This window comes from Paramagnetospirillum kuznetsovii (assembly GCF_003284725.1).
Lineage (GTDB): Bacteria > Pseudomonadota > Alphaproteobacteria > Rhodospirillales > Magnetospirillaceae > Phaeospirillum > Phaeospirillum kuznetsovii.
Genome location: NZ_PGTO01000001.1, coordinates 526,035 through 546,444, shown reverse-complemented (window position 1 = coordinate 546,444; position 20,410 = coordinate 526,035). Strand labels below are relative to the sequence as shown.

General features: G+C 62.2%; 22 protein-coding genes. 12 read left to right on the top strand and 10 right to left on the bottom strand.

Annotation, left to right across the window (positions count from 1 at the left end):
- Positions 1 to 117 precede the first annotated feature (117 nt).
- The 3 genes from CU669_RS02630 to CU669_RS02620 all read right to left on the bottom strand — a co-directional run bounded on the left by CU669_RS02630 (position 118) and on the right by CU669_RS02620 (position 3,442).
- A complete protein-coding gene (locus CU669_RS02630) occupies positions 118 to 933 on the bottom strand; it encodes an alpha/beta hydrolase (protein ID WP_112142213.1) in 816 nt (271 codons plus the stop codon).
- 67 nt (positions 934 to 1,000) lie between these two features.
- Positions 1,001 to 2,935 (bottom strand): acetate--CoA ligase, encoded by a 1,935-nt coding sequence (acs, locus tag CU669_RS02625; protein ID WP_112142212.1) that lies wholly within the window; start codon positions 2,933 to 2,935, stop codon positions 1,001 to 1,003.
- Positions 2,936 to 3,103: 168 nt separating this feature from the next.
- A complete protein-coding gene (locus CU669_RS02620) occupies positions 3,104 to 3,442 on the bottom strand; it encodes a Rieske (2Fe-2S) protein (RefSeq protein ID WP_112142276.1) in 339 nt (112 codons plus the stop codon).
- A gap of 112 nt (positions 3,443 to 3,554) precedes the next feature.
- Here CU669_RS02620 and CU669_RS02615 point away from each other — a divergent pair, with 112 nt between their 5' ends.
- Complete coding sequence (locus CU669_RS02615) at positions 3,555 to 3,806, top strand: hypothetical protein (protein ID WP_112142211.1); 252 nt, start codon at positions 3,555 to 3,557, stop codon at positions 3,804 to 3,806.
- Between the two features lie 61 nt (positions 3,807 to 3,867).
- Positions 3,868 to 4,527: a hypothetical protein gene (locus CU669_RS02610; RefSeq protein WP_112142210.1), complete on the top strand. Its 660-nt coding sequence runs from the start codon at positions 3,868 to 3,870 to the stop codon at positions 4,525 to 4,527.
- On the opposite strand, the gene CU669_RS02605 is transcribed toward CU669_RS02610, so the two are convergent.
- Together CU669_RS02605 and CU669_RS02600 are read right to left on the bottom strand one after the other, a co-directional pair.
- Positions 4,524 to 4,937, bottom strand: coding sequence for an EVE domain-containing protein (locus CU669_RS02605; RefSeq protein WP_112142209.1), 414 nt, complete (start codon positions 4,935 to 4,937; stop codon positions 4,524 to 4,526). The genes CU669_RS02610 and CU669_RS02605 overlap by 4 nt on opposite strands.
- Positions 4,937 to 5,212, bottom strand: coding sequence for a YciI family protein (locus CU669_RS02600; RefSeq protein ID WP_112142208.1), 276 nt, complete (start codon positions 5,210 to 5,212; stop codon positions 4,937 to 4,939). Before CU669_RS02600 ends, CU669_RS02605 begins: the two co-directional genes overlap by 1 nt.
- Positions 5,213 to 5,269: 57 nt before the next feature.
- Between CU669_RS02600 and CU669_RS02595 the strand changes: the two genes are divergently transcribed.
- Both CU669_RS02595 and CU669_RS02590 read left to right on the top strand, forming a co-directional pair.
- A complete protein-coding gene (locus tag CU669_RS02595; protein WP_112142207.1) occupies positions 5,270 to 5,875 on the top strand; it encodes a DUF4337 domain-containing protein in 606 nt (201 codons plus the stop codon).
- Between the two features lie 70 nt (positions 5,876 to 5,945).
- Complete coding sequence (locus CU669_RS02590; protein ID WP_112142206.1) at positions 5,946 to 6,347, top strand: bacteriohemerythrin; 402 nt, start codon at positions 5,946 to 5,948, stop codon at positions 6,345 to 6,347.
- 96 nt (positions 6,348 to 6,443) lie between these two features.
- Here the strand turns inward: CU669_RS02590 and CU669_RS02585 are convergent, their stop codons facing one another.
- Positions 6,444 to 8,540, bottom strand: a complete 2,097-nt coding sequence (locus CU669_RS02585) for a sensor histidine kinase (protein ID WP_112142205.1) — start codon at positions 8,538 to 8,540, stop codon at positions 6,444 to 6,446.
- A 627-nt stretch (positions 8,541 to 9,167) separates the two neighbouring features.
- Between CU669_RS02585 and CU669_RS02580 the strand changes: the two genes are divergently transcribed.
- On the top strand, positions 9,168 to 9,596 hold the full coding sequence (locus CU669_RS02580; protein ID WP_112142204.1) for a response regulator: 429 nt from the start codon (positions 9,168 to 9,170) through the stop codon (positions 9,594 to 9,596).
- Positions 9,597 to 9,705: 109 nt separating this feature from the next.
- On the opposite strand, the gene guaA is transcribed toward CU669_RS02580, so the two are convergent.
- Entirely contained in the window at positions 9,706 to 11,283 is a 1,578-nt protein-coding gene (guaA, locus tag CU669_RS02575) for a glutamine-hydrolyzing GMP synthase (RefSeq protein ID WP_112142203.1), read from the bottom strand.
- A 137-nt stretch (positions 11,284 to 11,420) separates the two neighbouring features.
- Here guaA and CU669_RS02570 point away from each other — a divergent pair, with 137 nt between their 5' ends.
- Positions 11,421 to 11,915 (top strand): hypothetical protein, encoded by a 495-nt coding sequence (locus CU669_RS02570; protein ID WP_112142202.1) that lies wholly within the window; start codon positions 11,421 to 11,423, stop codon positions 11,913 to 11,915.
- Between the two features lie 12 nt (positions 11,916 to 11,927).
- On the opposite strand, the gene CU669_RS02565 is transcribed toward CU669_RS02570, so the two are convergent.
- Entirely contained in the window at positions 11,928 to 12,527 is a 600-nt protein-coding gene (locus CU669_RS02565; protein WP_239988489.1) for a gamma-glutamylcyclotransferase, read from the bottom strand.
- Here CU669_RS02565 and CU669_RS02560 point away from each other — a divergent pair.
- The 4 genes from CU669_RS02560 (at position 12,520) to CU669_RS02545 (ending at position 15,883) form a co-directional block, all read left to right on the top strand.
- Positions 12,520 to 13,557 (top strand): DUF2125 domain-containing protein, encoded by a 1,038-nt coding sequence (locus tag CU669_RS02560; RefSeq protein ID WP_112142201.1) that lies wholly within the window; start codon positions 12,520 to 12,522, stop codon positions 13,555 to 13,557. The genes CU669_RS02565 and CU669_RS02560 overlap by 8 nt on opposite strands.
- Entirely contained in the window at positions 13,554 to 14,735 is a 1,182-nt protein-coding gene (locus CU669_RS02555; protein WP_112142200.1) for a pyridoxal-phosphate-dependent aminotransferase family protein, read from the top strand. The genes CU669_RS02560 and CU669_RS02555 overlap by 4 nt, the downstream gene beginning before the upstream one ends.
- Before the next feature lie 109 nt (positions 14,736 to 14,844).
- The gene (locus CU669_RS02550; protein WP_112142199.1) at positions 14,845 to 15,276 is read left to right on the top strand and encodes a CBS domain-containing protein; all 432 of its coding nucleotides are present in this window, start codon (positions 14,845 to 14,847) and stop codon (positions 15,274 to 15,276) included.
- A 148-nt stretch (positions 15,277 to 15,424) separates the two neighbouring features.
- Positions 15,425 to 15,883, top strand: a complete 459-nt coding sequence (locus tag CU669_RS02545) for an Hsp20 family protein (RefSeq protein ID WP_112142274.1) — start codon at positions 15,425 to 15,427, stop codon at positions 15,881 to 15,883.
- A 142-nt stretch (positions 15,884 to 16,025) separates the two neighbouring features.
- Here the strand turns inward: CU669_RS02545 and htpG are convergent, their stop codons facing one another.
- Positions 16,026 to 17,888: a molecular chaperone HtpG gene (gene htpG, locus CU669_RS02540; protein WP_112142198.1), complete on the bottom strand. Its 1,863-nt coding sequence runs from the start codon at positions 17,886 to 17,888 to the stop codon at positions 16,026 to 16,028.
- Positions 17,889 to 18,140: 252 nt separating this feature from the next.
- On the opposite strand from htpG, the gene CU669_RS02535 reads away from it, so the two are divergent.
- On the top strand, positions 18,141 to 18,503 hold the full coding sequence (locus CU669_RS02535) for an HPF/RaiA family ribosome-associated protein (RefSeq protein ID WP_112142273.1): 363 nt from the start codon (positions 18,141 to 18,143) through the stop codon (positions 18,501 to 18,503).
- A gap of 268 nt (positions 18,504 to 18,771) precedes the next feature.
- Positions 18,772 to 19,629, top strand: a complete 858-nt coding sequence (locus CU669_RS02530) for a LysR family transcriptional regulator (protein WP_112142197.1) — start codon at positions 18,772 to 18,774, stop codon at positions 19,627 to 19,629.
- On the opposite strand, the gene CU669_RS02525 is transcribed toward CU669_RS02530, so the two are convergent.
- Entirely contained in the window at positions 19,630 to 20,391 is a 762-nt protein-coding gene (locus CU669_RS02525) for a hemerythrin domain-containing protein (protein WP_112142196.1), read from the bottom strand. It lies immediately after the preceding gene.
- Positions 20,392 to 20,410: the final 19 nt, after the last annotated feature.

The following is a 20,410-nucleotide window of genomic DNA, read 5'->3' as shown; positions in this document are numbered from 1 at the left end:
CACAGATAAGCACAGATGAAGTGAGAGATTTCCTTATCTGTGTCCCGCGCAGCGGGACTCTGTGTGCATCTGTGGCCGATCTCCCTTCTATCCGCTTGAAGGTCGATTGGCCCTGGGCTACTTCCCGCCGCGCCGGATGAAATCGATGACCTTTTCACCGGCGCCGTGGTCCCACAGATCGTTGTGGTGGGCGTTGGGGAGGAACAGACTTTCCTTATAATCCATATCGGCGGCGGCCAGCAGGCGACGCGCCATGGCCACCGGCACCGTCTCGTCCTGCTCGCCGTGGACTACCAGCAGCGGAACCTTCAAAGCACCGATCTTGGACAGATTGTCGAAGCGGTCCACCATGGCCAGCGCCGCGAAGGGCGGCAGGACATAAGGCGGCGCCAGATCGGGCAGCGAGGTGAACGGGCATTCCAGCACCACCAGCAGCGGATCCATCAGCCGCGTCATTTCCAGGGCGACGCCAGCCCCCAACGACTCGCCGTAGAGGGCGATGCGGCTGGCCGGAACGCCACGGGAAATCAGCCACGAAAGAACCGCCCGGGCATCGGCGTAAAGCCCCTTCTCGCTGGGCTTGCCCGCCATGCCGCCATAGCCGCGATATTCCGCCAGGAAGACGCCAAAGCCCGCGTCCAGCAAGGCCCGCGCCTTGAAGGCCCGCGACCCCACGGTGCCGGAATTGCCGTGAAAGAACACCACGGTGGGCTTGTCGGAATTGCGCGGCGGCGCGTACCAGCCGCCCACCGGCCAGCCGTCGTCGGCCTTGAGCGGCACCGGCACCATTTCCGGCACATCGGCCTCGGCCGGATCGGCCGGGGTGGGATCGGGATGATAGATCATGCCGCGCTGGTTCAACGCCAGCAGGCCGATGAACAGCAGATAGAGGCCGCCGAACGCGAGAATGGCCTGGATGACGATCTTGATCATGCGGTCCCCTGAAACGCCAAGGGCCCGCGGATCGCTCCACGGGCCCCCAGGTTCCTTATACGCCGAATCAGACGCGATTCATGCGGTTTTCCACCAGATCGTCCACCACGCCCGGATCGGCCAGGGTCGAGGTGTCGCCCAGCGCGCCGTAATCGTTCTCGGCGATCTTGCGCAGGATGCGGCGCATGATCTTGCCCGAACGGGTCTTGGGCAGACCGGGCGACCACTGGATCAGGTCGGGGCTGGCGATGGGGCCGATTTCCTTGCGGACCCAGTTGACCAGCTCCTTGCGCAGTTCCTCGGACGGCTCCTCGCCCTGGATCAGGGTGACATAGGCATAGATGCCCTGGCCCTTGATCTCGTGCGGGTAACCCACCACGGCGGCCTCGGCCACCTTGGGATGGGCGACCAGGGCGGATTCCACCTCGGCGGTGCCCATGCGGTGACCGGACACGTTGATCACGTCATCGACGCGGCCGGTGATCCAGTAATAGCCGTCCTCGTCGCGACGGGCGCCGTCGCCGGTGAAGTAGCGGCCCGGATAGGTGGTGAAGTAGGACTGCTTGAAGCGCTCGTGATCGCCCCACAGGGTCCGCATCTGGCCCGGCCAAGCGTCGGCGATGCACAGATTGCCTTCGGTGGCACCCAGCAGTTCCTTGCCTTCGGCATCCACCATCAGCGGCACGACGCCGAAGAACGGAAGGGTGGCCGAACCGGGCTTCAACGCGGTGGCGCCCGGCAACGGAGAGATCAGGATGCCGCCGGTCTCGGTCTGCCACCAGGTATCGACGATGGGGCAACGGCCTTCGCCCACCACCCGATGGTACCAGTTCCACGCCTCGGGATTGATGGGTTCGCCCACCGAACCCAGCAGACGCAGGGTCTTGCGGCTGGTCTTCGCGACCGGCTCCTCGCCTTCGCGCATGAGCGAACGGATGGCAGTGGGCGCGGTGTAGAAGATGTTGACCTTGTGCTTGTCCACCACGTCCCAGAACCGCGACACGGTCGGGTAGTTGGGAATGCCCTCGAACATCAGGGTGGTGGCGCCGTTGGCCAGCGGACCATAGACGATGTAGGAGTGACCGGTGACCCAACCCACGTCGGCGGTGCACCAGTAGATGTCGCCGTCGTGATAGTCGAAGACGTATTGGTGGGTCATGGAGGCATAGACCAGATAGCCGCCGGTGGTGTGAACCACGCCCTTCGGCTTGCCGGTGGAACCCGACGTATAGAGCAGGAACAGCGGAGCCTCGGCATCCATCTCGACCGGCGCATGGGTCGGCGACGCCTTGGCCACCAGCTCTTCGTACCAAGCGTCGCGACCGGCCACCATGTGAATGGCGCCACCGGTGCGCTTGACCACGATGACGTTCTTGACCGACCAGCAGGTCTCCAGCGCCTTGTCCACATTGGCCTTCAGCGGAACCTTGCGGCCACCGCGCAGGCCTTCGTCGGCGGTGATGACCATGGAGGAATCGCAATCTTGGATGCGACCGGCCAGGGCGTCGGGCGAGAAGCCGCCGAACACGATGGAGTGGATGGCGCCGACGCGGGCGCAAGCCAGCATGGCGACCGCCGCCTCCGGAATCATGGGCAGATAGATGGTGACACGGTCGCCCGGCTTGATGCCCTTTTCCGTCATGGCGTTGGACAGACGGCAGACGCGCTCGTGCAGGTCGCGATAGGTGATATGGGCGGATTCGGAAGGATCGTCGCCTTCCCAGATGATGGCGGTCTGGTCGCCGCGCTTGGCCAAATGCCGGTCCAGGCAATTGGCGGCGACATTCAAGGTGCCGTCATAAAACCATTTGATATGGACATCGTCGTTGTAGGAAACGTCCTTCACCTTGGTGAAGGGCTTAATCCAGTCGACGCGCTTGCCGTGTTCGCCCCAAAAGCCCTCGGGATCCTTGACCGAACGATCATACCATTCCTTGTAGGTCTTCTCGTCAATAAGGGCATTCTTAGCGGTTTCAGCGGGAATCGGATAGACCTCGGACATTTCGGGGGTGTCTCCCTTTTCTGATTAACCCGTGCTCGACTTTTCGTCGGCGCGGGGTGTTTCCCCATTACTGCGGGCACTGATTATGTTCGACTCGGGCCATGGAGACAAGCCCGCTCGAAAGGGTAGGAGGCATGCCGTAACATAATGATAATCAACCCTGCGTCGTCATCCCTCCACCACCCATCCGTCGACGACGGAAACCGGGTAGGATTCCAGGGCGCGGCCGCTACAGGGGCCGCGCACGCACCGTCCGGTGTCGATCTCGAACAGGGCGAAATGATTGGCGCACAGGATGCCGGTCTTGAAGATGTCGAGAAAGGCGTCGTCCTCCATGTTCAGCGGCGCGCCCACATGGGGACAGGAATTGACATAGCCGAACACCTCGTCCCCCCGACGCACCACGAAGACCCGCTTGCCATGGCGCTTGAACTCCTTGGCGCCGGGGTCGGCGATGGCGTCGAGACGGCAGAGCGGTTTAAGCGAACTCCCATATATCGTGGACATCGAAGCCTTCATGAACTAGGTGTTGCAAAATCTAAAATCAGATTCATACTCACCTTGACACAGCACATTTTCTGATGATTTAACCCCTGGCTTCGCCGCTTATGGGATTTTTATGGATTCCGGCGGCAAGTCCGATTCGAAAAAGGGAAACTTCATGGCACGCAATTTACCCGATGGCAGCACATGGGCGCCGGTGGATGGCGAAGCCCTCCAGCAGCTGATCAAGGATACCATCGAGTCCGGCTTGGTCCGGTCAACCCCTCCGAACAAGGGCTACAGCTTCGAAGAGGCATGTGAGGTTTTTGTCGCAGAACCCAAAAAGGCCATCGATATCGTCACCATTGTACCCGAAGTTTCCGGGTAGGCGCTTTTTTTTGGTCGGCGCCACAATCTATCGAGGTTTTTTTCATGGCTGGATCGTCTAAATGGCGCTGAACGAAGTAGACGAAAACGAAATGACCCTGTTGTGGCGTTTGGCGGAGCACTTGAATCGCGAGATTCAGGAATGCTTGACACGCCTCAACATAGACGCGCAAGTCTCGATGTTCCGCCTCGTCGATATCATCCACCGATGGAAGCGCGACATCAACAAGATGGAGCGGGATCACCCCCACGGCGTTCACGCGATTAAGCATATCGCCTATCAGGCGTTCTGGATTCGCAAGCTTAAACCCACCAGTAACGCTTATCGCATAAAAGACCTTGAGGAGGCAGAGGCCAGGGACAGCCAAGTCTCTCCCGCCAAAGAGATTGTGGATATCAACGAACGCCTGTCTATATTGGTCGCCATTCGGTACATGATGCGGTTCGCTGAAAAGGGTCTATACCCCTCAACCGACGCGGAGATCGCGGAAGGATCCACCGCTATCGATCCCGATCTGCTGCAAGACTATCTTCGCGAGTACATGTACTTCCCCCATCGAAAGAGCGCCATGCCTGGAAGCACTTACGACAATCTGATTCACAATCAGCGTTATCGAACTTTCGGTCCCCACCACCTCGCCCACATATTCGATCAAGTGACGTATGGGGCCATGCGCCTTCAAGCCGAACGACGCAAGACTGCAAATAAAGGTGGAGGTTAAGCCTCCACCCCCGCCAGATCGCAGATCAGCCGCCACGAGGCGTCGTCCACCGGGGTGACCGACAGGCGGGACTGGCGCACCAGGGCGAGATGCTCCAGGCGGGGGTCGCCCTTGACCTGGGCCAAGGTGACCGGGGTCTTGACCGGCGTCAGCGCCTTGAAGTCCACCACCACCCATTTGCCCTCGGGATCGGTGGGGTCGGGATAGGATTCGCGGACCACCTCGACCACGCCGACGATGCGCTTTTCCTCCACCGAGTGGTAGAAGAAGGCGCGGTCGCCAAGCCTCATGGCCCGGAGATTTCCGGCCGCCTGATGATTGCGCACCCCGTCCCAATACTGGACTCCCTTCCTGACATGGTCGTCCCAGGACCACGCGGTCGGCTCGGACTTGACCAGCCAATAGGCCATCAGGGAAAAACCTTCTTGAACGGCGTCACCGTGACGCTCTCGAACAGGCCGGCCTTGGCGTAGGGGTCCTGGGCCAGGAAGGTATCCAGCGCGGCGCGATCGGCGATATCGAACACCAGCAGGCTGCCGACCATGCCATGGCGATCATCGGTCTGCAGCGGCCCCGCCAGCACCACCTTGTCCATATTGGCCTTGAGGAATTCGAGATGGGCGGCGCGATTATCCAGACGGGTCTGAAGATGACCGGGCTTGTCCTTGCAGTGGACGGCGAACATACTCTGGCTCTCCTTTTCAAATTGAACCGTCACAGGGTAGCGGATAGAGGGCCACAGATGGAAGCGCACGAAACGCACGAGACCATTCACCACACCGCCCATCATGGTCACGGCCACGGAAACGACCATGACGAAGGCAAGACCAGCCGAAACAAGAAGATCGCCGTTCTGATCAGCGTGCTGGCCATGCTGTTGGCCATCATCGAGGCGGGTGGCAAGAGTGCGCAGAACACCTCGCTGGCGGCCAATATCCACGCCAATGACCTGTGGGCCTTCTATCAGGCCAAGCATATCCGTTCGACCATGCTGCGCACCTCGGCCGACGCGCTTGAACTCTCGGCGCCCGCCTCGGAGGCGGTAACCAAGAAGGTCGCCGACTGGCGCGCCACCGCCCAGCGCTATGATTCCGAGCCGGAATCCGGCGAGGGCCGCAAGGAGCTGGCGGCCAAGGCCAAGGCGGAGGAAGCCCACCGCGACTATGCCCTGTCGGCCTATCACCTGTTCGAATATGGCGCCGCCGCCTTGCAGATCGCCATCGTGCTGGCCTCGGCCTCGGTGGTGACCGGGATGTTGGTTCTGTCCTTCGTGGCCGGTGGCTTGGGGGCGGTAGGCATCGCCTTCGGCCTGTTGGGCTGGCTGGCGCCGACCCTCATTCACTTATAGGGGCGTCCGACCTCATCCGTTATTTCCCTTACGCCATTCCTCGGCTAGAGTCCCTCGCGGAGGCAGACGCATGTCAATCGCCTGGGATGAGACTCTCGCGCTCGGCGACGCGGTGATCGACGCCGATCACCGCCGCATGATGGAGCTGATCGCCCTGCTGGAAACGGCGGCCGGCGGGGGCGAAGCCGCTGGAATCAGGCAGGTCCTGGCGGAACTGGCCCAGTTATGCCGCGACCATTTCATCCGCGAGGAAGCGCTCCAGGCCCGCATCGGCTTTCCGGACAGGGAAGCCCATCGCACCGCCCATGAAATGCTGTTGAAGCGCCTGGACGCGGTGATAAGCCATTATGACGACGGCGACGCGGAAATCCGCTCCGGCATCATCCGCACCCTGGGCGATTCGCTGGCCACTTGGCTGATCAGCCACATCACCAACAGCGATATGGAATTCAAACCCTATATGGGCGGCTAGATCATCGTGCGCCAAATATGACGCACGATGATCTAGCATTATGTCTGCCCCTCACCGGGCGCGGCCCTCCGGCCGCTTGACCGCTCTCACGGCGCTCTACACCACCGCGTCGGCGGGCAGGGTGATGGTCACCACGGTTCCGACGCCCGGCACGCTGTCGATGGCGAGCGTGCCGCCGTGAAGTTCCACCAGTTGTCGACTGAGCGGCAATCCCAGTCCGACTCCGCCCTGTTCACGACGGATCGCGGGATCTCCCAACTGGCCGAACGGCTTCATGGCCTTGGCGATTCCGTCGGCGTCCATGCCGACGCCGTTATCGGCGACGACCATATGGACCCCACCGTCATCGCGCTGCACGGCGCCCAGCGTGACGGCGCCGCCGACCGGGGTGAACTTGATGGCGTTGACCAGGAGATTGACGAGAACCTGACGCATGCGGCGGCCATCCAGCCGCAGCTTCGGCGAGACCGGCGGCAGGTTCGTCTGGAGCGTCAGATTTTTGCTGGCGGCGCGGGCGCGCACCATCTCCACCGCTTCCGCATAGAGCTGCGACAGATCCACCGTGTCCGTATGCAGTTCCAGCCGCCCCGCCTCGATGATGGAAATATCCAAGATGTCGTCGATCAAGGACAGCAGGTGTTGCCCCGCATCATTGATATGGCCGATATATTCGGTGCAGCGCGGCGGATAGGCTTCGCCGAACACACCGGACAACAGCGCATCGGAAAAGCCAAGAATAGCATTCAGGGGCGTACGCAATTCGTGGCTGAAATTGGCCAGGAACTTGCTTTTGGCACTATTGGCCTGCTCCGCCTCTTCCTTGGCCTTCAGAACCTCGCGCTCGCCCCGCACCCGGTTGCTGATATCGCTGGCCACCAGCAGCAAATGCGGCTTGCCCCGGGCGACGAACGCCACCAGATCGCCTTCCATGTCCAGAAGCTTGCCGAAACTGGACGTCACTTGAAGTTCAATGTGGCGATGGCCGCCATGGGCAAGCACGTCATCCGCCACGTCAAGAAGGCCGGATTCCCGCCAACTGCGGACGTTGCGGAAATTCTGGGTCAGCATCTGGTCCCTGCTGGCCCCCACCAGATCGGCCGCCGCCTGATTGGCCAGGACACAGCCACCGTCCTCGGCATAGGCCAGCAGCGCCAGGGGGGAGTGATCGACCACCAGGGAATTGAAATCAGACAGCTCACGGATGCGCGAGTTCTGATCCTGAGCCACCGTCTGGAGCTGTCGCAGCAACCGCCACAGCATGCCGGTCCCGACGATGATCATTCCCGTGATGAACGCGGCGCCGACCAGGGCGAGCGTCAGTCTGTGCCGCCACGGCTCCAGCACCTCGGCGAGCGAAGACGTCAGCACCAGGATCATGTCGTAGCGTTTGATGGCCCGCGACGCCACCAAACGCGGGATCCCGTCCACGGGCGAACTTTCGATCACGGCGACCGATTCGGGGGTTGCCGTCTCGCCAAGCCGCTGAAATGTCAGATTGGCGAATTTCCGCCCCAGCAGCCCTTCGCCCAATGGCGCTCTTGCCAGCAGAGTACCGTCGTCACGATACAGGCCGACGGTGCCTGATCCGCCCACCCGGACCGCATCATAGATTTGCCCAAGACGCTTGGTGTGGATGGCGGCGGCGACGATGCCGATTCCCGACGCCGGGCGATCCAGCCGACGCGCCGCCGGAATCGTCCACTCGCTGGTGATGCGGCTGAACACCGGATGAAACACCAACATCTTGCCTGCCTGCGCCTCGCGGAAATAGTCGCGGTCCGGCACCATGGCCGCCGGATGCCGACTTTGCTTTGGCATCAGATACATGGCCCCGCCGGTATCGATCATGCGGATGCTGAGAGTGGAATCCAGCAGTCCGACGCAATCCTCGACCAGACGGTTGACGGTGGGGCTGGTGATGGGATCGACGGCGGGATTGGCGGCCAGATATTCGGAGATCCCGGCGAATGTCATGTCCACCACCGAGAACAGCCGTTCGGTCTGTTCCGCGGTAACGACGGCGCGGCTCCACAGACTTTCCTTGGCCGCGGCCATGGTTTCCGTGCGGTCGAACCACAGCCACGCCGCCGCCACGGTCCAAGTGGTCATGATGGCGGCGACTGCCAGGGCCACCACCAACTTCCGAGTGCCGCCATGACGCGACGATGTGAAATCATCTGCCGAAATCGCCATCGATGTCCACACTGCGAGATGTCTTGGCTAGACGAGGCGCCAATCAAAAGAATATTTGCTGTGGGCATGCTTGAAAAGACAAATAATACCAAATCTCGATGAGCGGAGCCGGTCACCGAAGCCCGCAAGCGCCGGGCGGCATCTCTCCCGCTCAATAATCTCCACTTTGCCAGTGCATTGATATAGCTTGCTATCTTTTCAACCAGTAGGTTCGATAGAAGTCTATGATCATTATTATAATGGCCAACTCCGCACTAGGCTCAACATCATTAACAATATACAAAATATCAATTCTGATTTTCAGAGATTTAATTCCACTCAATATTTCATAGTTCAGTATATTTTCGGCATATTAGACAGATTTGCCACTCAGACAAAATCGACGACATTCATATTTTATATTTGATAAATATTTTTACTACAAGCAACAGGGCGGTCGATGTCACTTAACATTCAATGGATTGAACGGGAGGCGTCAGCCGAAGCTGGCACCTCCGTATTTCAGTTGAAAGCTTTGCATCCGAGCAACCAAATCAAATTTATGGTCTGCGCGCTCCAAAATTGATACAATATGTTCCATATTCAGGCCGCCTTAATTCTGAAACGCTCTGACAGGGAACCGCAGACATGTTGCACCCTAGAAATCAGCCATTTCCCGAGCATCTTTTAGATTTTTCCATATTGGTCGTCGAGGACTGCGCGGCAACAAACAAAATCATTAATAAACTTCTACTGGCCGACGGATTCAAGAACATACACGCCGTAAATAGCGGCAAGGATGCCATTAGTTATATTGAGTCTACTGTAAAATTACCTGACGTCATTTTAGCGGACTGGCTAATGCCGGAAATTGATGGGCTACAACTACTAGAATATATTAGATGCGCCGGATCACATTGTATTTTTATTATGGTCACGGTTTTGGATCACCAAGATGATGTAATGCTCGCAAAAGCGCATCATGTTGATGGCTATATCGTCAAGCCCGTTACCAGACGAAAGCTTATTGAAGAAATTGAGATGTCAGTATCAAGACTATCTATTGCTCACGATTGAAGCCACGGCGGCAACCGATTTACCGTCAACGATACGAAGACCGATGCCGTGACCCGCTTTAGCAGGTCACGTCTATCTGACTGATTTTACTATGTATTTGTTTCGAGGATTATTCCCATTCAATCGTGCCCGGCGGCTTCGAGGTGATGTCGTAGGTCACCCGGTTGATGCCTTTGACCTCGTTGATGATGCGATTGGCCACCCGGCCGATGAAGGCCATGTCGAAGGGGAAGAAATCGGCGGTCATGCCGTCGGTGGAGGTGACGGCGCGTAGCGCGCAGGCATAGTCGTATGAGCGCGAATCGCCCATGACGCCGACGGTGCGCACGGGAAGCAACACCGCGAAGGCTTGCCAGATCTGATCGTAGAGACCGGCCTTGCGGATCTCGTCCAGATAGATGGCGTCCGCCTTGCGCAAGATATCCAGATTTTCCTGGGTCAACGGCTGGCCGGGCACCCGGATGGCCAAGCCTGGGCCGGGGAAGGGGTGGCGGCCCACCATATCGTCGGGCAGGCCCAGCTCGCGGCCCAGCACCCGGACCTCGTCCTTGAACAATTCGCGCAGCGGCTCCACCAGCTTCATGTTCATGCGTTCGGGCAGGCCGCCCACATTGTGGTGGCTCTTGATGGTGACCGACGGCCCGCCGGTGAAGCTGACCGATTCGATCACGTCGGGGTACAGGGTTCCCTGGGCCAGGAAATCGGCGCCGCCCACGGCGCGGGCCTCTTCCTCGAAGACGTCGATGAAGGTGGCGCCGATGATCTTGCGCTTCTTTTCCGGGTCGGTGAGGCCCGCCAGCTTGGACAGGAACAGCGCGGAAGCGTCCTTGTGTACCAGCTTGATGTTGAAGCGGTCGCGAAAGACGCTGACCACCTGTTCCGACTCGCCGGTCCGCATGAAGCCGGTATCGACGAAGACGCAGGTGAGTTGATCGCCGATGGCCTCGTGCAGCAGCGCCGCCACCACCGAGGAATCGACGCCGCCCGACAGGCCGCAGATCACCCGGCCCTTGCCGACCTGGGCGCGCACCTTGGCGATCTCCTGGGCCTTGAACGCCTTCATGGTCCAGTCGCCGGCGCAGCCCGCGATCTTGTGGACGAAGTTGGACAGCAGCTGCTTTCCTCCAGGAGTATGCACAACTTCTGGATGAAATTGGACGCCGTAGAGCCGCCTGTCATCGTTGGCAATGGCAGCGAAGGGCGCGCCGACAGAGGTGGCAATCGTCCGAAATCCGGGCGGAAGCTCAGTCACCCGATCCCCGTGGCTCATCCAAACATCAATCTCGGGTTCGGAGCCCGGTTCGTAAATCCCAGCAAATAGGTCACAGTCGCCAGTCGCATAGATCTGCTCTTTAAGTCTAAGTCGCGCCCGGCCGAATTCGCGGTGATGGCCTGGCTCCACCTTGCCGCCCAACTGCTCGCACATGGTCTGCTGGCCGTAGCAGATGCCGAGTATGGGCAGGCCCATGTCGAACAGGCCTTGGGGAGCCCGGGGCGAGCCCGCTTCGGTCACCGAGGCGGGGCCACCCGACAGGATCACACCCTTGGGATCGAAGGCGCGGATGCTCTCCACCGTGACCCGGTTGAACGGGTGGATTTCGCAATAGACCCCGGCCTCGCGGACGCGCCGCGCGATCAACTGGGTCACCTGCGAGCCGAAATCGACGATCAGGACGCGCTCAGACATGGTTCCTCCGGGGAATAGGCAGGCGGACTGTAGCGATTCGGTCGGGCCGGAACAAGCACTTGGCCGAGGTCAATTAGCGATACGCACAAGCCGTGCTAGGGTCCGGGTCGGTTCCGCCTTCAGACATCGGGTATGCCATGCGCCGCGTCTTCGCCCTTCTGACTCTTCTCGTCCTGTCCGCCTGCTATCAGGTGGACGGCGAGGCCGTGCCCATGTCGTCCTCCATCCGGGTCGACGGCGTCAAGGACGGCCGCTATCGCCGACCCGACGGGGTCGAGGTGGCGGTTCGCTGGAACGAGGCGGAGAAGCTGTACGACGTCATCGCCGACGGCGCCGAAAAGGGCCGGGGCGGCACGGCGCGCGCGGCGCGCATCGCGCCGGGCATCTTTCTGGTGCAGTACATGGACGCGACCCGGGTCGCGGTTCTGGCCAAGCTGGACCATAACGACCTGATCCTGTTCGCGCCGACCAAGGCGACCGAGCAGCAATTGCTGGGGGCGCATGGCCTGTCGCTGCGCCCCGGCCCCATCAACAGCCTGTTGGGGTCAATGGGCGGCATCCGTAATTTCTTCAAGGATCTTGCCGCCTCGGGCGGCTTCGCCGAGGGCGGCCGCATGGTCTATTTGAATTAGCGACCGGCTGAATTAGCTGTCGGCTGGCGGCCCACCCGCATCATCCACCCGTGCCAGCAGCCGCCGCAATGCCTTGTCCTCCACCCCCATGGCGGCCAGGGCATCCAGGGTACAGGCCAGGTAGTCGCGGCTGGTGCCCGCCTGACCGACGCCCTGGCGGATCAGGGCCACGGCGCGATCCAGGTCATCTGCGACATACTGGTCGTGGTCGCGCCGCGCCAGGAAAGCCCAGGCCGCCACCCGGCGCCCGTCATCCAGGGTCACCGGCAGGAAGCGGGGCGCGTAGACGCCGGTGATCATCTCGCGGTCATGCAGGGTTTGCCGCACCGCATCGGCCAGGGCGTCCTCCACCCGGAAGGCGCGGCCCAGGCAGGAACCGCCGCGATCCAAACCCAGCACCAGCCCGGGCCGTTCATGGGTGCCGCGATAATGGTTGGACAGAATGCACATGGCGCGGCGATAGCCCTTGAGCCGGGCCGGACGTTCCTCCACATGGGGAAAGTCGGGCCGCCACATCAACGAGCCATAGGCGAACACCCAGAAGGGTTGTCCAGCGGCGGCGGCCGGAGTAGAGGTTGAGTCCGCTTTCCTGTCGGCAGGGTCCATGTCCATCCGGTTCCGCGTCATCATCCTCGCCCTGATCGGCCTCGTCGCCGTGTCCGTCACCGCCTATTGGTTCCACGTGGCGGGGCAGATGCGCAAGGGGATCGAGTCCTTCGCCGCGCAACGTCGCGCCGAAGGCTGGACCGTCCAGATGGACGAACCCGTCCTGGGCGGCTTTCCCCGCGCCGTCACCGCCCGGCTGGACAGCCTGTCGCTGCGCTCGCCCGCCGGGCTGTCATGGAAGGCCGATGGGGTGACCATCACCCTTCCCCTGGCCGACCCACTCCATGTGACGGTGGAGGCGCCGGGGTTCCATCGGCTTTCCGGGTTCGACTGGTCGGGCATCATCTCGGCCCAAACCGCCACCGCCCGCCTGCGCCTGACCACCGAGGGCAAGCTGTCCGCCGTGACCGTGGATGCGGCCACCCTGGTGCTGGAACAGCCCGGCGTCGATCCGCTGAGCGCCGCGAGCCTTGCCCTGACGGCGGAGCGGCTGACCCCGCCGGAATCCGGCCACGACAAGCCCAGCCTAGCCGCCACCCTGTCCCTGCGCGGACTCGACCTGCCCGAGCTCACCAACCTGCCGCTGGCCCGGCGGCTGGAGACCGTGCAGGTGGAGGCGCGCCTGCTGGGAGCCCCGCCCGATGCGGCGCCGCTGGCCGCCCTGGCGGCGTGGAGCGCCGATGGCGGCACGGTGGAGCTGGACCGCATCACCGTCGAGTGGGCGCCGCTGACCCTTGAGGCCAACGGCACCCTGGCGTTGGATTCGGCGCTGCAGCCCTTGATCGCCACCACCGCCCGGATTCGCGGCTGGGGCGAGCTGGTGACGCGGCTTGTTCAGGTCCGACTGATCGATCCCGGCATGGCCGAGGCCGCCAAGATCATGATGGCGATCCTGGCCCGGCCCGATTCCCAGGGCCGTCCGACCCTGACCGTGCCTTTAACCCTGCAAGACGGAGTCCTGACCGCCGGTCAGGTCCGCATCGCCCAGGTTCCGCCCCTTCCCGTCCCCGCCCCCACACCAGGAGCGCCACCATGACTCCCAAGCCCTTCCAGCCGCCCCAGCGTATCCTGATGGGTCCGGGGCCGTCCGATGTGCACCACCGGGTGCTGTCCGCCATGGCGCGGCCCACCATCGGTCATCTCGACCCGCAATTCATCGTCATGATGGATCAGGTCAAGTCCATGTTGCAGGAGGCGTTCTTCACCGCCAATGCCCTGACCCTGCCGGTGTCGGGACCGGGCTCGGCGGGCATGGAGGCCTGTTTCGTCAATCTGATCGAGCCGGGCGACAAGGTGGTGGTCTGCGTCAACGGCGTATTCGGCGGCCGCATGAAGGAAAATGTGGAGCGCTGCGGTGCTACCGCCATCGTAGTTGAGGATGAATGGGGCACGCCGGTGGACCCGGGCAAGGTGGAAGCCGCCTTGAAGGCCAATCCCGGCGTCAAGGCGCTGGCCTTCGTCCATGCCGAGACCTCAACCGGGGTGGAATCCGACGCCCGCACCCTGTGCGAACTGGCCCGCGAGCATGGCGCGCTTTCCATCGTCGATGCGGTGACCTCGCTGGGCGGCATTCCGGTGCTGGTGGACAATTGGGGCGCCGACGCGACCTATTCCGGCAGCCAGAAATGCCTGTCCTGCACGCCCGGCCTGTCGCCGGTCACCTTCTCCGACCGTGCCGTCGAGACCCTGAAGGCCCGCAAGACCAAGGTGCAGAGCTGGTTCCTGGATTTCAGCCTGCTGACCGCCTATTGGGGCGGCGGCGCCAAGCGGGCCTATCACCACACGGCCCCCATCAATGCGCTCTACGGATTGCACGAATCCCTGGTCATGCTGCACGAGGAAGGCATCGAACATTCCTGGACGCGGCATTCCATGATGCATCAGGCGCTCCGCGCCGGGTTGGAGGCCATGGGACTCGGCCTGCTGGTGGCGGAAGGGGCGCGCTTGCCGCAGCTCAACGCCGTGCTGGTGCCCGACGGCGTCGACGAGGCCCTGGTGCGGACCACCCTGCTGAACCAGCACGGATTGGAGATCGGGGCCGGGCTGGGCACCCTGGCGGGTAAGGTCTGGCGCATCGGCCTGATGGGCCAAAGCGCCACCCCCCATCACGTCACCACCTGCCTTGCGGCGCTGGAAGCCGCCCTGCTCGCCCAGGGCGTCAAGCTGCCCCAAGGCGCGGCGGCGGCGGCGGCCAATCGGGTGCTGCTGGTTTAAGGTTTCTCACCCGAAGGGATTTGGTTATCCTACCCGCGCAGTCAGGCGGAAGCCGCACCGCCTGCGCCAATCGATCCGGTCCCCCTGGATCCAGACACGGAGTGCATCAATGCTTGTCTCGGAAATTCTCGCCAAGAAGGGCAACAAGGTTTTCAAGATCCTGCCCACCAAGACCATGATGGATGCGATCAAGGGGATGGCGTCGTTCAAGGTCGGCGCCGTGCTGGTGGTCGACGAGAACGACAAGACCGTGGGCATCTTCACCGAACGCGACGTCACCCGCTGTCTGGCCGCCCATGGCTCTGGCGTCACCGAAGCCCCGGTGGGCGAGCACATGACCCGCGACCCGCTGGTCTGCCAGGCCAGCGACAGCGTCGCCTCGGTCATGAGCATGATGTCCAACCACCATTTCCGCCATATGCCGGTGTTCTCCGACGGCAAGCTGGCGGGCATCGTCAGCATCCGCGACATGGTGTCCAACAGCCTGGAACGCGCCGAGTTCGAGGCCGAGGCCATGCGGGCCTACGTCACCGCCAGCTAAGCTGCTGATCGAGAGGGGGCTGCATTGAGCCGCCCCCCTCTTGACGACTCGAAACATCGCATTATCTCGTTTGCGCGGGGCCGCCATGACGGGGCCTCGCGGTGGCCATGGGCCGCCAAGCTGGTTGCTTCGCAAAGGAGAACTGGAAATGCGCAGCTTTGATCTTTCCCCCCTGTTCCGCTCCACCGTCGGCTTCGACCATCTCAACCATCTGCTTGAGACGGCCGCCCGCGCCGACGAGGCGTCGGTATCCTATCCCCCCTATAACATCGAGAAGCATAGCGACGACCACTACCGCATCACCATGGCGGTGGCCGGTTTCGCTGAATCCGATCTGACCCTGACCGCCGAGGGCTCGACCCTCACCATTTCGGGCAAGCTGACCCGGGATGAGGCCAAGGTGGAATTCCTCCATCGCGGCATCGCCGGGCGCTCGTTCGAACGCCGCTTCCAATTGGCCGACCATATCAAGGTCGGCGGCGCGTCGTTGGTGAACGGTCTGCTGTCGGTGGATCTGGTGCGCGAGATCCCCGAGGCCATGAAGCCCCGGACCATCAAAATCGACGCGGCCCCCGACGCCAAGCTGATCGAATCCAAGGCGGCCTGACCGCCGTCGCGACCGGGAGGCGCGGAAAAGAGTGTCATCTCTTATCCGCGCCTTCCCTATTCCCGTCACCCCCGCGAAAGCGGGGGTCCATGGATTCCCGCTTTCGCGGGAATGACGGAGGAGAACGGATTTTGATCGCGGCTTACAGCCCCAGTTCCATCACCGAGACCAGACGCCGGGCGAAGGCGCTGGCGTCGGCGGGGGGTTCGCCCTCGACGATGCGGGCCTGATCCAGCAGCAGGGCGGCCATGTCTTCCACCAATGGGCCGGTGCCGCTGGCCTTGACCTTGGCCGCCAGGCCCTTGATCAGCCCGTGGCGGGGATTGATCTCCAGGATTCGCGGCTTATCGCCGGGGGCCTGGCCATGGGCGCGCAGCATCTTTTCCAGATGCATGCTCATATCGCCCGCATCGGCCACCAGACAGACGGCGGATTCGGTCAGGCGTTCCGAGGGACGCACATCCTTGACCTTGTCGCCCAGGGCCAGCTTCAGCGCCTCGATCAGGGTCGCCACTTCGTCGGCGGGGGCCTCGTCGGCCTTCTTGTCGTCGGCTTCGGCCGATTTGACCTTGCCGAGATCGGCGCCTGCGGCGGTCACCGAGCGCAGATCCTTTTCCTGGTAGCGCGGAATGGCCGAGACCCAGAACTCGTCGATGGGATCGGTCAGCAGCAGCACCTCGACGCCCTTGGCCTTGAAGCCTTCCAACTGCGGGCTCTGCTTCAGCTTGGCCAGATCGTCGCCGGTGATGGTGTAGATGGCCTCCTGGCCGTCCTTCATGCGGCCCACGTAATCGGCCAGGGTGGTCCAGCCGTCGCCATGGGTGGAGCGGAAGCGGCACAGTTCCAGGATCTCGTCGCGGCGCTCGAAATCCTCGTAGATGCCTTCCTTCAGCACGGCGCCGAAGGCGTCCCAGAAGGCGTCGTAATTGCCCTCGGCATCCTCGGCCTTCTTCTTCAGCTCGCCCAGCACGCGCTTGATCAGGCCCGAGCGGATCTTGGCCAGGATCGGGTTATGCTGCAGCATCTCGCGGCTGACATTGAGCGGCAGATCCTGGCTGTCCACCACGCCGCGCACGAAGCGCAGATAGGGCGGCAGCAGCTCCTCGCAATCATCGGTGATGAAGACGCGACGCACATAGAGCTTCACATGCTGCTTGCGGTCGGGCTGGAACAGGTCGAACGGCTTCGAGCTGGGCACGAACAGCAGGCCGGTATATTCGATGGCGCCCTCGGCCTTGAAATGCAGGGTCGACCACGGCTCGTCGAAGGCATGGGCGACGTGGTGGTAGAACTCCTTGTACTGCTCGGCCGTCACCTCGGACTTAGACCGCGTCCACAGGGCGGAGGCGGAGTTGACGGTTTCCTCCTCTTTATCGCCGTCCTTCAGCTTGACCGGAATGGCGATATGGTCGGAGTACTTCTTGACGATGGATTTCAGCCGGAAGGCCTCGGTGAACTCCTTTTCGGCCTCGCGCAGTTTCAAGGTGATGGCGGCGCCACGGGCGGCCTCGGGGGCTTCGGTGACGGTGAACTCGCCCTTGCCGTCCGATACCCAGCGCCAGCCCGACGCGTCACCGGCCTTGCGGGTGACGACGCTGACCTCCTCGGCCACCATGAAGGCGGAATAGAAGCCGACGCCGAACTGGCCGATCAGATTGACGTCCTTCTTGGCGTCGCCGGTCAGGCGCGACAGGAATTCCGAGGTGCCCGACTTGGCGATGGTGCCCAGATTGGCCACCAGCTCGTCATGGGTCATGCCGATGCCGTTGTCGGCGATGGTCAGGGTTCCCGCCTTCTCGTCGGGGATCAGGCGGATGACGAAGTCCGGGTCGCCGGACAGCAGATCCGTCTCGGTCAGCGCGGCATATCGCAGCCGGTCGCAGGAATCCGAGGCATTGGAGATCAGTTCACGCAGAAAGATCTCCTTATTGGAGTAGAGCGAGTGAACGACGATGTCGAGCAGCTTGCCGACTTCCGCCTGGAATTGACGCTTTTCTTCGGCCATGGCCTTTGGGACTCCACACAAGCTATGAAATGGAAAGCGCCCTGATATGAGGGAGGCTTCGGACGGTTGCAAGTCCGACGATTCTCCGAGACAATGAAAGTTCGTTCCGGGCATTGCCTGAGCGCCCGCAAGCGGCTATGTATGCCGCCCGGAATTCGCACGCCGCGACCGCTGGCGGGCGCGAAAAAGAACCAAGTCGCTGCCGCCCCTAGGACTGGGGCCAAGACGCGACCGATTTTGATGGAGACGTTGATGCAGATTCCCCTCCAGATCACCTTTCACGGCATTGATCATTCCGACGCCGTCGAAACCCGCATCCGCGAGAAGGTGGCCAAGCTGGAGCAACTGTTCGACCGAATCACCAGCTGTCGCGTGGTGATCGAGTCGCACCATCGCAATACCTCCAACCTTCATCACAAGGGTGAACCCTTCCATATCCGTCTCGACATCACCGTGCCCGGCTCCGAGCTGGTGGTGAAGCGCGACCCCAAGGACAGCCACGTCAACGAAGACATCTACGTGGCGCTGCGCGAAACCTTCGCCAGCATGGAGCGTCAGCTGAAGGAATACGTCGCCCGCATGCGCGGCGACGTCAAGGCCCGCGCCCGCGCTTGATTCTCCCATACGCCGATGACCTTGGTCATCGGCGTGGAGGCAAGGCCGAAGGCCGCCGTGCCTCGTGGCACGGAAGCCAAGGGTCACGGAGGTGACCCGCCCGGCGCCTGAGGGGCCGTTTATGATGACCCACATGGGTGGGAGCAATCCCACCCATGCATCAAATATTTTGATCTGAACCCTCCGCATGGTTGATGTTGGCGCATGACTGCGCTACAACATGGTCTGATATTGCAGCGCAGCATGATCCGCGCCCACCGGACCGACCATGAACATCGACCTCGCCAGAACCTTTCTTGAAATCGTCGATACCGGCAATTTCAACCGTGCCGCCGACCGGCTTTCGGTGACCCAGTCCACCGTCAGCATGCGTATCAAGGCGCTGGAAGACGAATTGGGCCGCCCGCTGTTCGTGCGCTCCAAGTCGGGCACCCAACTGACCGCCGCCGGGCTGCAATTCCGCCGCTACGCCACCACCATGGTCCGGGTGTGGGAGCAGGCGCGCCAGGAACTGGCACTGCCGCCCGGCTATCGCACCGTGCTCAATATCGGTGGCCAGTTCTCTTTGTGGGATCGGTTGCTGGTGCAGTGGATTCCCTGGATGCGCACCGCCATGCCCGATGTGGCGCTGAAGGCCGAGGTCGGGCTGTCCGACGGCATCATGCGCCAGTTGATCGAAGGCCTGTTGGACGTGGGGGTCATGTATTCTCCCACCTCGCGCCCGGGCCTGCATATCGAGAAGCTGCTGGAAGAGCGTCTGGTCATGGTCTCGACCCGGCGGCGCGCCGTCGACGAATGGGACGACGACTATGTGCTGGTGGATTGGGGGCCGGAATTCCGCGCCGCCCACAGCCAGGCCTTTCCCGACCTCAAGACCCCGGCGGTCTCGGTGGGTCTGGGCGCGCTCGGCCTGCAACATATTCTGGCCTATGGCGGCACCGGCTATTTGCCCATGCGGGTGGCGCGCGGCTATCTGGCGGCCGGGCGGCTGTCCCTGGTGACCGGGGCGCCCGAGTTCCGCCGCCCCGCCTATCTGGTCCATGCCGAGGACGATAACCGCGAGGAGTGGTTCGCCACCGCCCTCGACGGGCTGCGCTATGTGGCTTCGTTGGAAAACGAAGAATAGCTACCGCTTGCCGAAATCGGGCAAGTCGGTGGTGCGGATATGGTCGAGAATCCAGAACCGCAGATAGTTCACCGCCAGCGTCGCGGAATTGATGCCGGTGGTCAGATCCTCCAATTCCTCCATCAGGCGGATATGGTCGGACCGATGGGTCGAAACGCCGAGACCCTGCGTTTGGAGATAACGTTCCTCCGCCGCGAAATGCTGGCTGACATGACGGCGGAAGTGATCCATCGCCTCCGTCACCGCCGCCTTGTCTCCCGACGGGCCGAGGGCAACCATCTGATTGATCAGAACCATCAGATGGCGGTGCTGGTCATCGATCCAATCGATTCCGGTTTCCAACGAGGAATCCCAGGTCGCCGTCAAGCGTGATGCATCGTCGCGCACGGACTCCCAATAGCCTGAATCTTCCAGCAATTCGTGATCGAACAGGATCCGTTCCATCTCATCGATAACGCCGTGGCGATCGCTGGCGCCCCCCAGATCGGCCAGGGAATCGGCGATGGTGCGGATGCGATCGAGGATGACGGCGTGGGCATCGTCATGCTCTTGCGACGCGCCGAAACCGGCACCGCGAAAGATGACCCCTTCCACCGCGAAATGATGCTCCAGGGCCCGATGAAACGCCAGAATCGCCGCGTTGAAGTCGCCGCGGCCATCACGAAGGGCGGCGGCGGCATGGTTGATCAGCTCGGTCAGATGGCCGTGCTGACCATCGATGAGGTGATTGCCGCTGGTGGGTGCCGTTCGGGAATTGGACATTGGTTAATCCCCCGGTCTC

Bases quoted from the DNA above. Each gene is read 5' to 3' on its own strand.
- CU669_RS02630 (WP_112142213.1), bottom strand. From the start codon at position 933: ATGATCAAGATCGTCATCCAGGCCATTCTCGCGTTCGGCGGCCTCTAT.
- acs (WP_112142212.1), bottom strand. From the start codon at position 2,935: ATGTCCGAGGTCTATCCGATTCCCGCTGAAACCGCTAAGAATGCCCTT.
- CU669_RS02620 (WP_112142276.1), bottom strand. From the start codon at position 3,442: ATGTCCACGATATATGGGAGTTCGCTTAAACCGCTCTGCCGTCTCGAC.
- CU669_RS02615 (WP_112142211.1), top strand. From the start codon at position 3,555: ATGGATTCCGGCGGCAAGTCCGATTCGAAAAAGGGAAACTTCATGGCA.
- CU669_RS02610 (WP_112142210.1), top strand. From the start codon at position 3,868: ATGGCGCTGAACGAAGTAGACGAAAACGAAATGACCCTGTTGTGGCGT.
- CU669_RS02605 (WP_112142209.1), bottom strand. From the start codon at position 4,937: ATGGCCTATTGGCTGGTCAAGTCCGAGCCGACCGCGTGGTCCTGGGAC.
- CU669_RS02600 (WP_112142208.1), bottom strand. From the start codon at position 5,212: ATGTTCGCCGTCCACTGCAAGGACAAGCCCGGTCATCTTCAGACCCGT.
- CU669_RS02595 (WP_112142207.1), top strand. From the start codon at position 5,270: ATGGAAGCGCACGAAACGCACGAGACCATTCACCACACCGCCCATCAT.
- CU669_RS02590 (WP_112142206.1), top strand. From the start codon at position 5,946: ATGTCAATCGCCTGGGATGAGACTCTCGCGCTCGGCGACGCGGTGATC.
- CU669_RS02585 (WP_112142205.1), bottom strand. From the start codon at position 8,540: ATGGCGATTTCGGCAGATGATTTCACATCGTCGCGTCATGGCGGCACT.
- CU669_RS02580 (WP_112142204.1), top strand. From the start codon at position 9,168: ATGTTGCACCCTAGAAATCAGCCATTTCCCGAGCATCTTTTAGATTTT.
- guaA (WP_112142203.1), bottom strand. From the start codon at position 11,283: ATGTCTGAGCGCGTCCTGATCGTCGATTTCGGCTCGCAGGTGACCCAG.
- CU669_RS02570 (WP_112142202.1), top strand. From the start codon at position 11,421: ATGCGCCGCGTCTTCGCCCTTCTGACTCTTCTCGTCCTGTCCGCCTGC.
- CU669_RS02560 (WP_112142201.1), top strand. From the start codon at position 12,520: ATGTCCATCCGGTTCCGCGTCATCATCCTCGCCCTGATCGGCCTCGTC.
- CU669_RS02565 (WP_239988489.1), bottom strand. From the start codon at position 12,527: ATGGACATGGACCCTGCCGACAGGAAAGCGGACTCAACCTCTACTCCG.
- CU669_RS02555 (WP_112142200.1), top strand. From the start codon at position 13,554: ATGACTCCCAAGCCCTTCCAGCCGCCCCAGCGTATCCTGATGGGTCCG.
- CU669_RS02550 (WP_112142199.1), top strand. From the start codon at position 14,845: ATGCTTGTCTCGGAAATTCTCGCCAAGAAGGGCAACAAGGTTTTCAAG.
- CU669_RS02545 (WP_112142274.1), top strand. From the start codon at position 15,425: ATGCGCAGCTTTGATCTTTCCCCCCTGTTCCGCTCCACCGTCGGCTTC.
- htpG (WP_112142198.1), bottom strand. From the start codon at position 17,888: ATGGCCGAAGAAAAGCGTCAATTCCAGGCGGAAGTCGGCAAGCTGCTC.
- CU669_RS02535 (WP_112142273.1), top strand. From the start codon at position 18,141: ATGCAGATTCCCCTCCAGATCACCTTTCACGGCATTGATCATTCCGAC.
- CU669_RS02530 (WP_112142197.1), top strand. From the start codon at position 18,772: ATGAACATCGACCTCGCCAGAACCTTTCTTGAAATCGTCGATACCGGC.
- CU669_RS02525 (WP_112142196.1), bottom strand. From the start codon at position 20,391: ATGTCCAATTCCCGAACGGCACCCACCAGCGGCAATCACCTCATCGAT.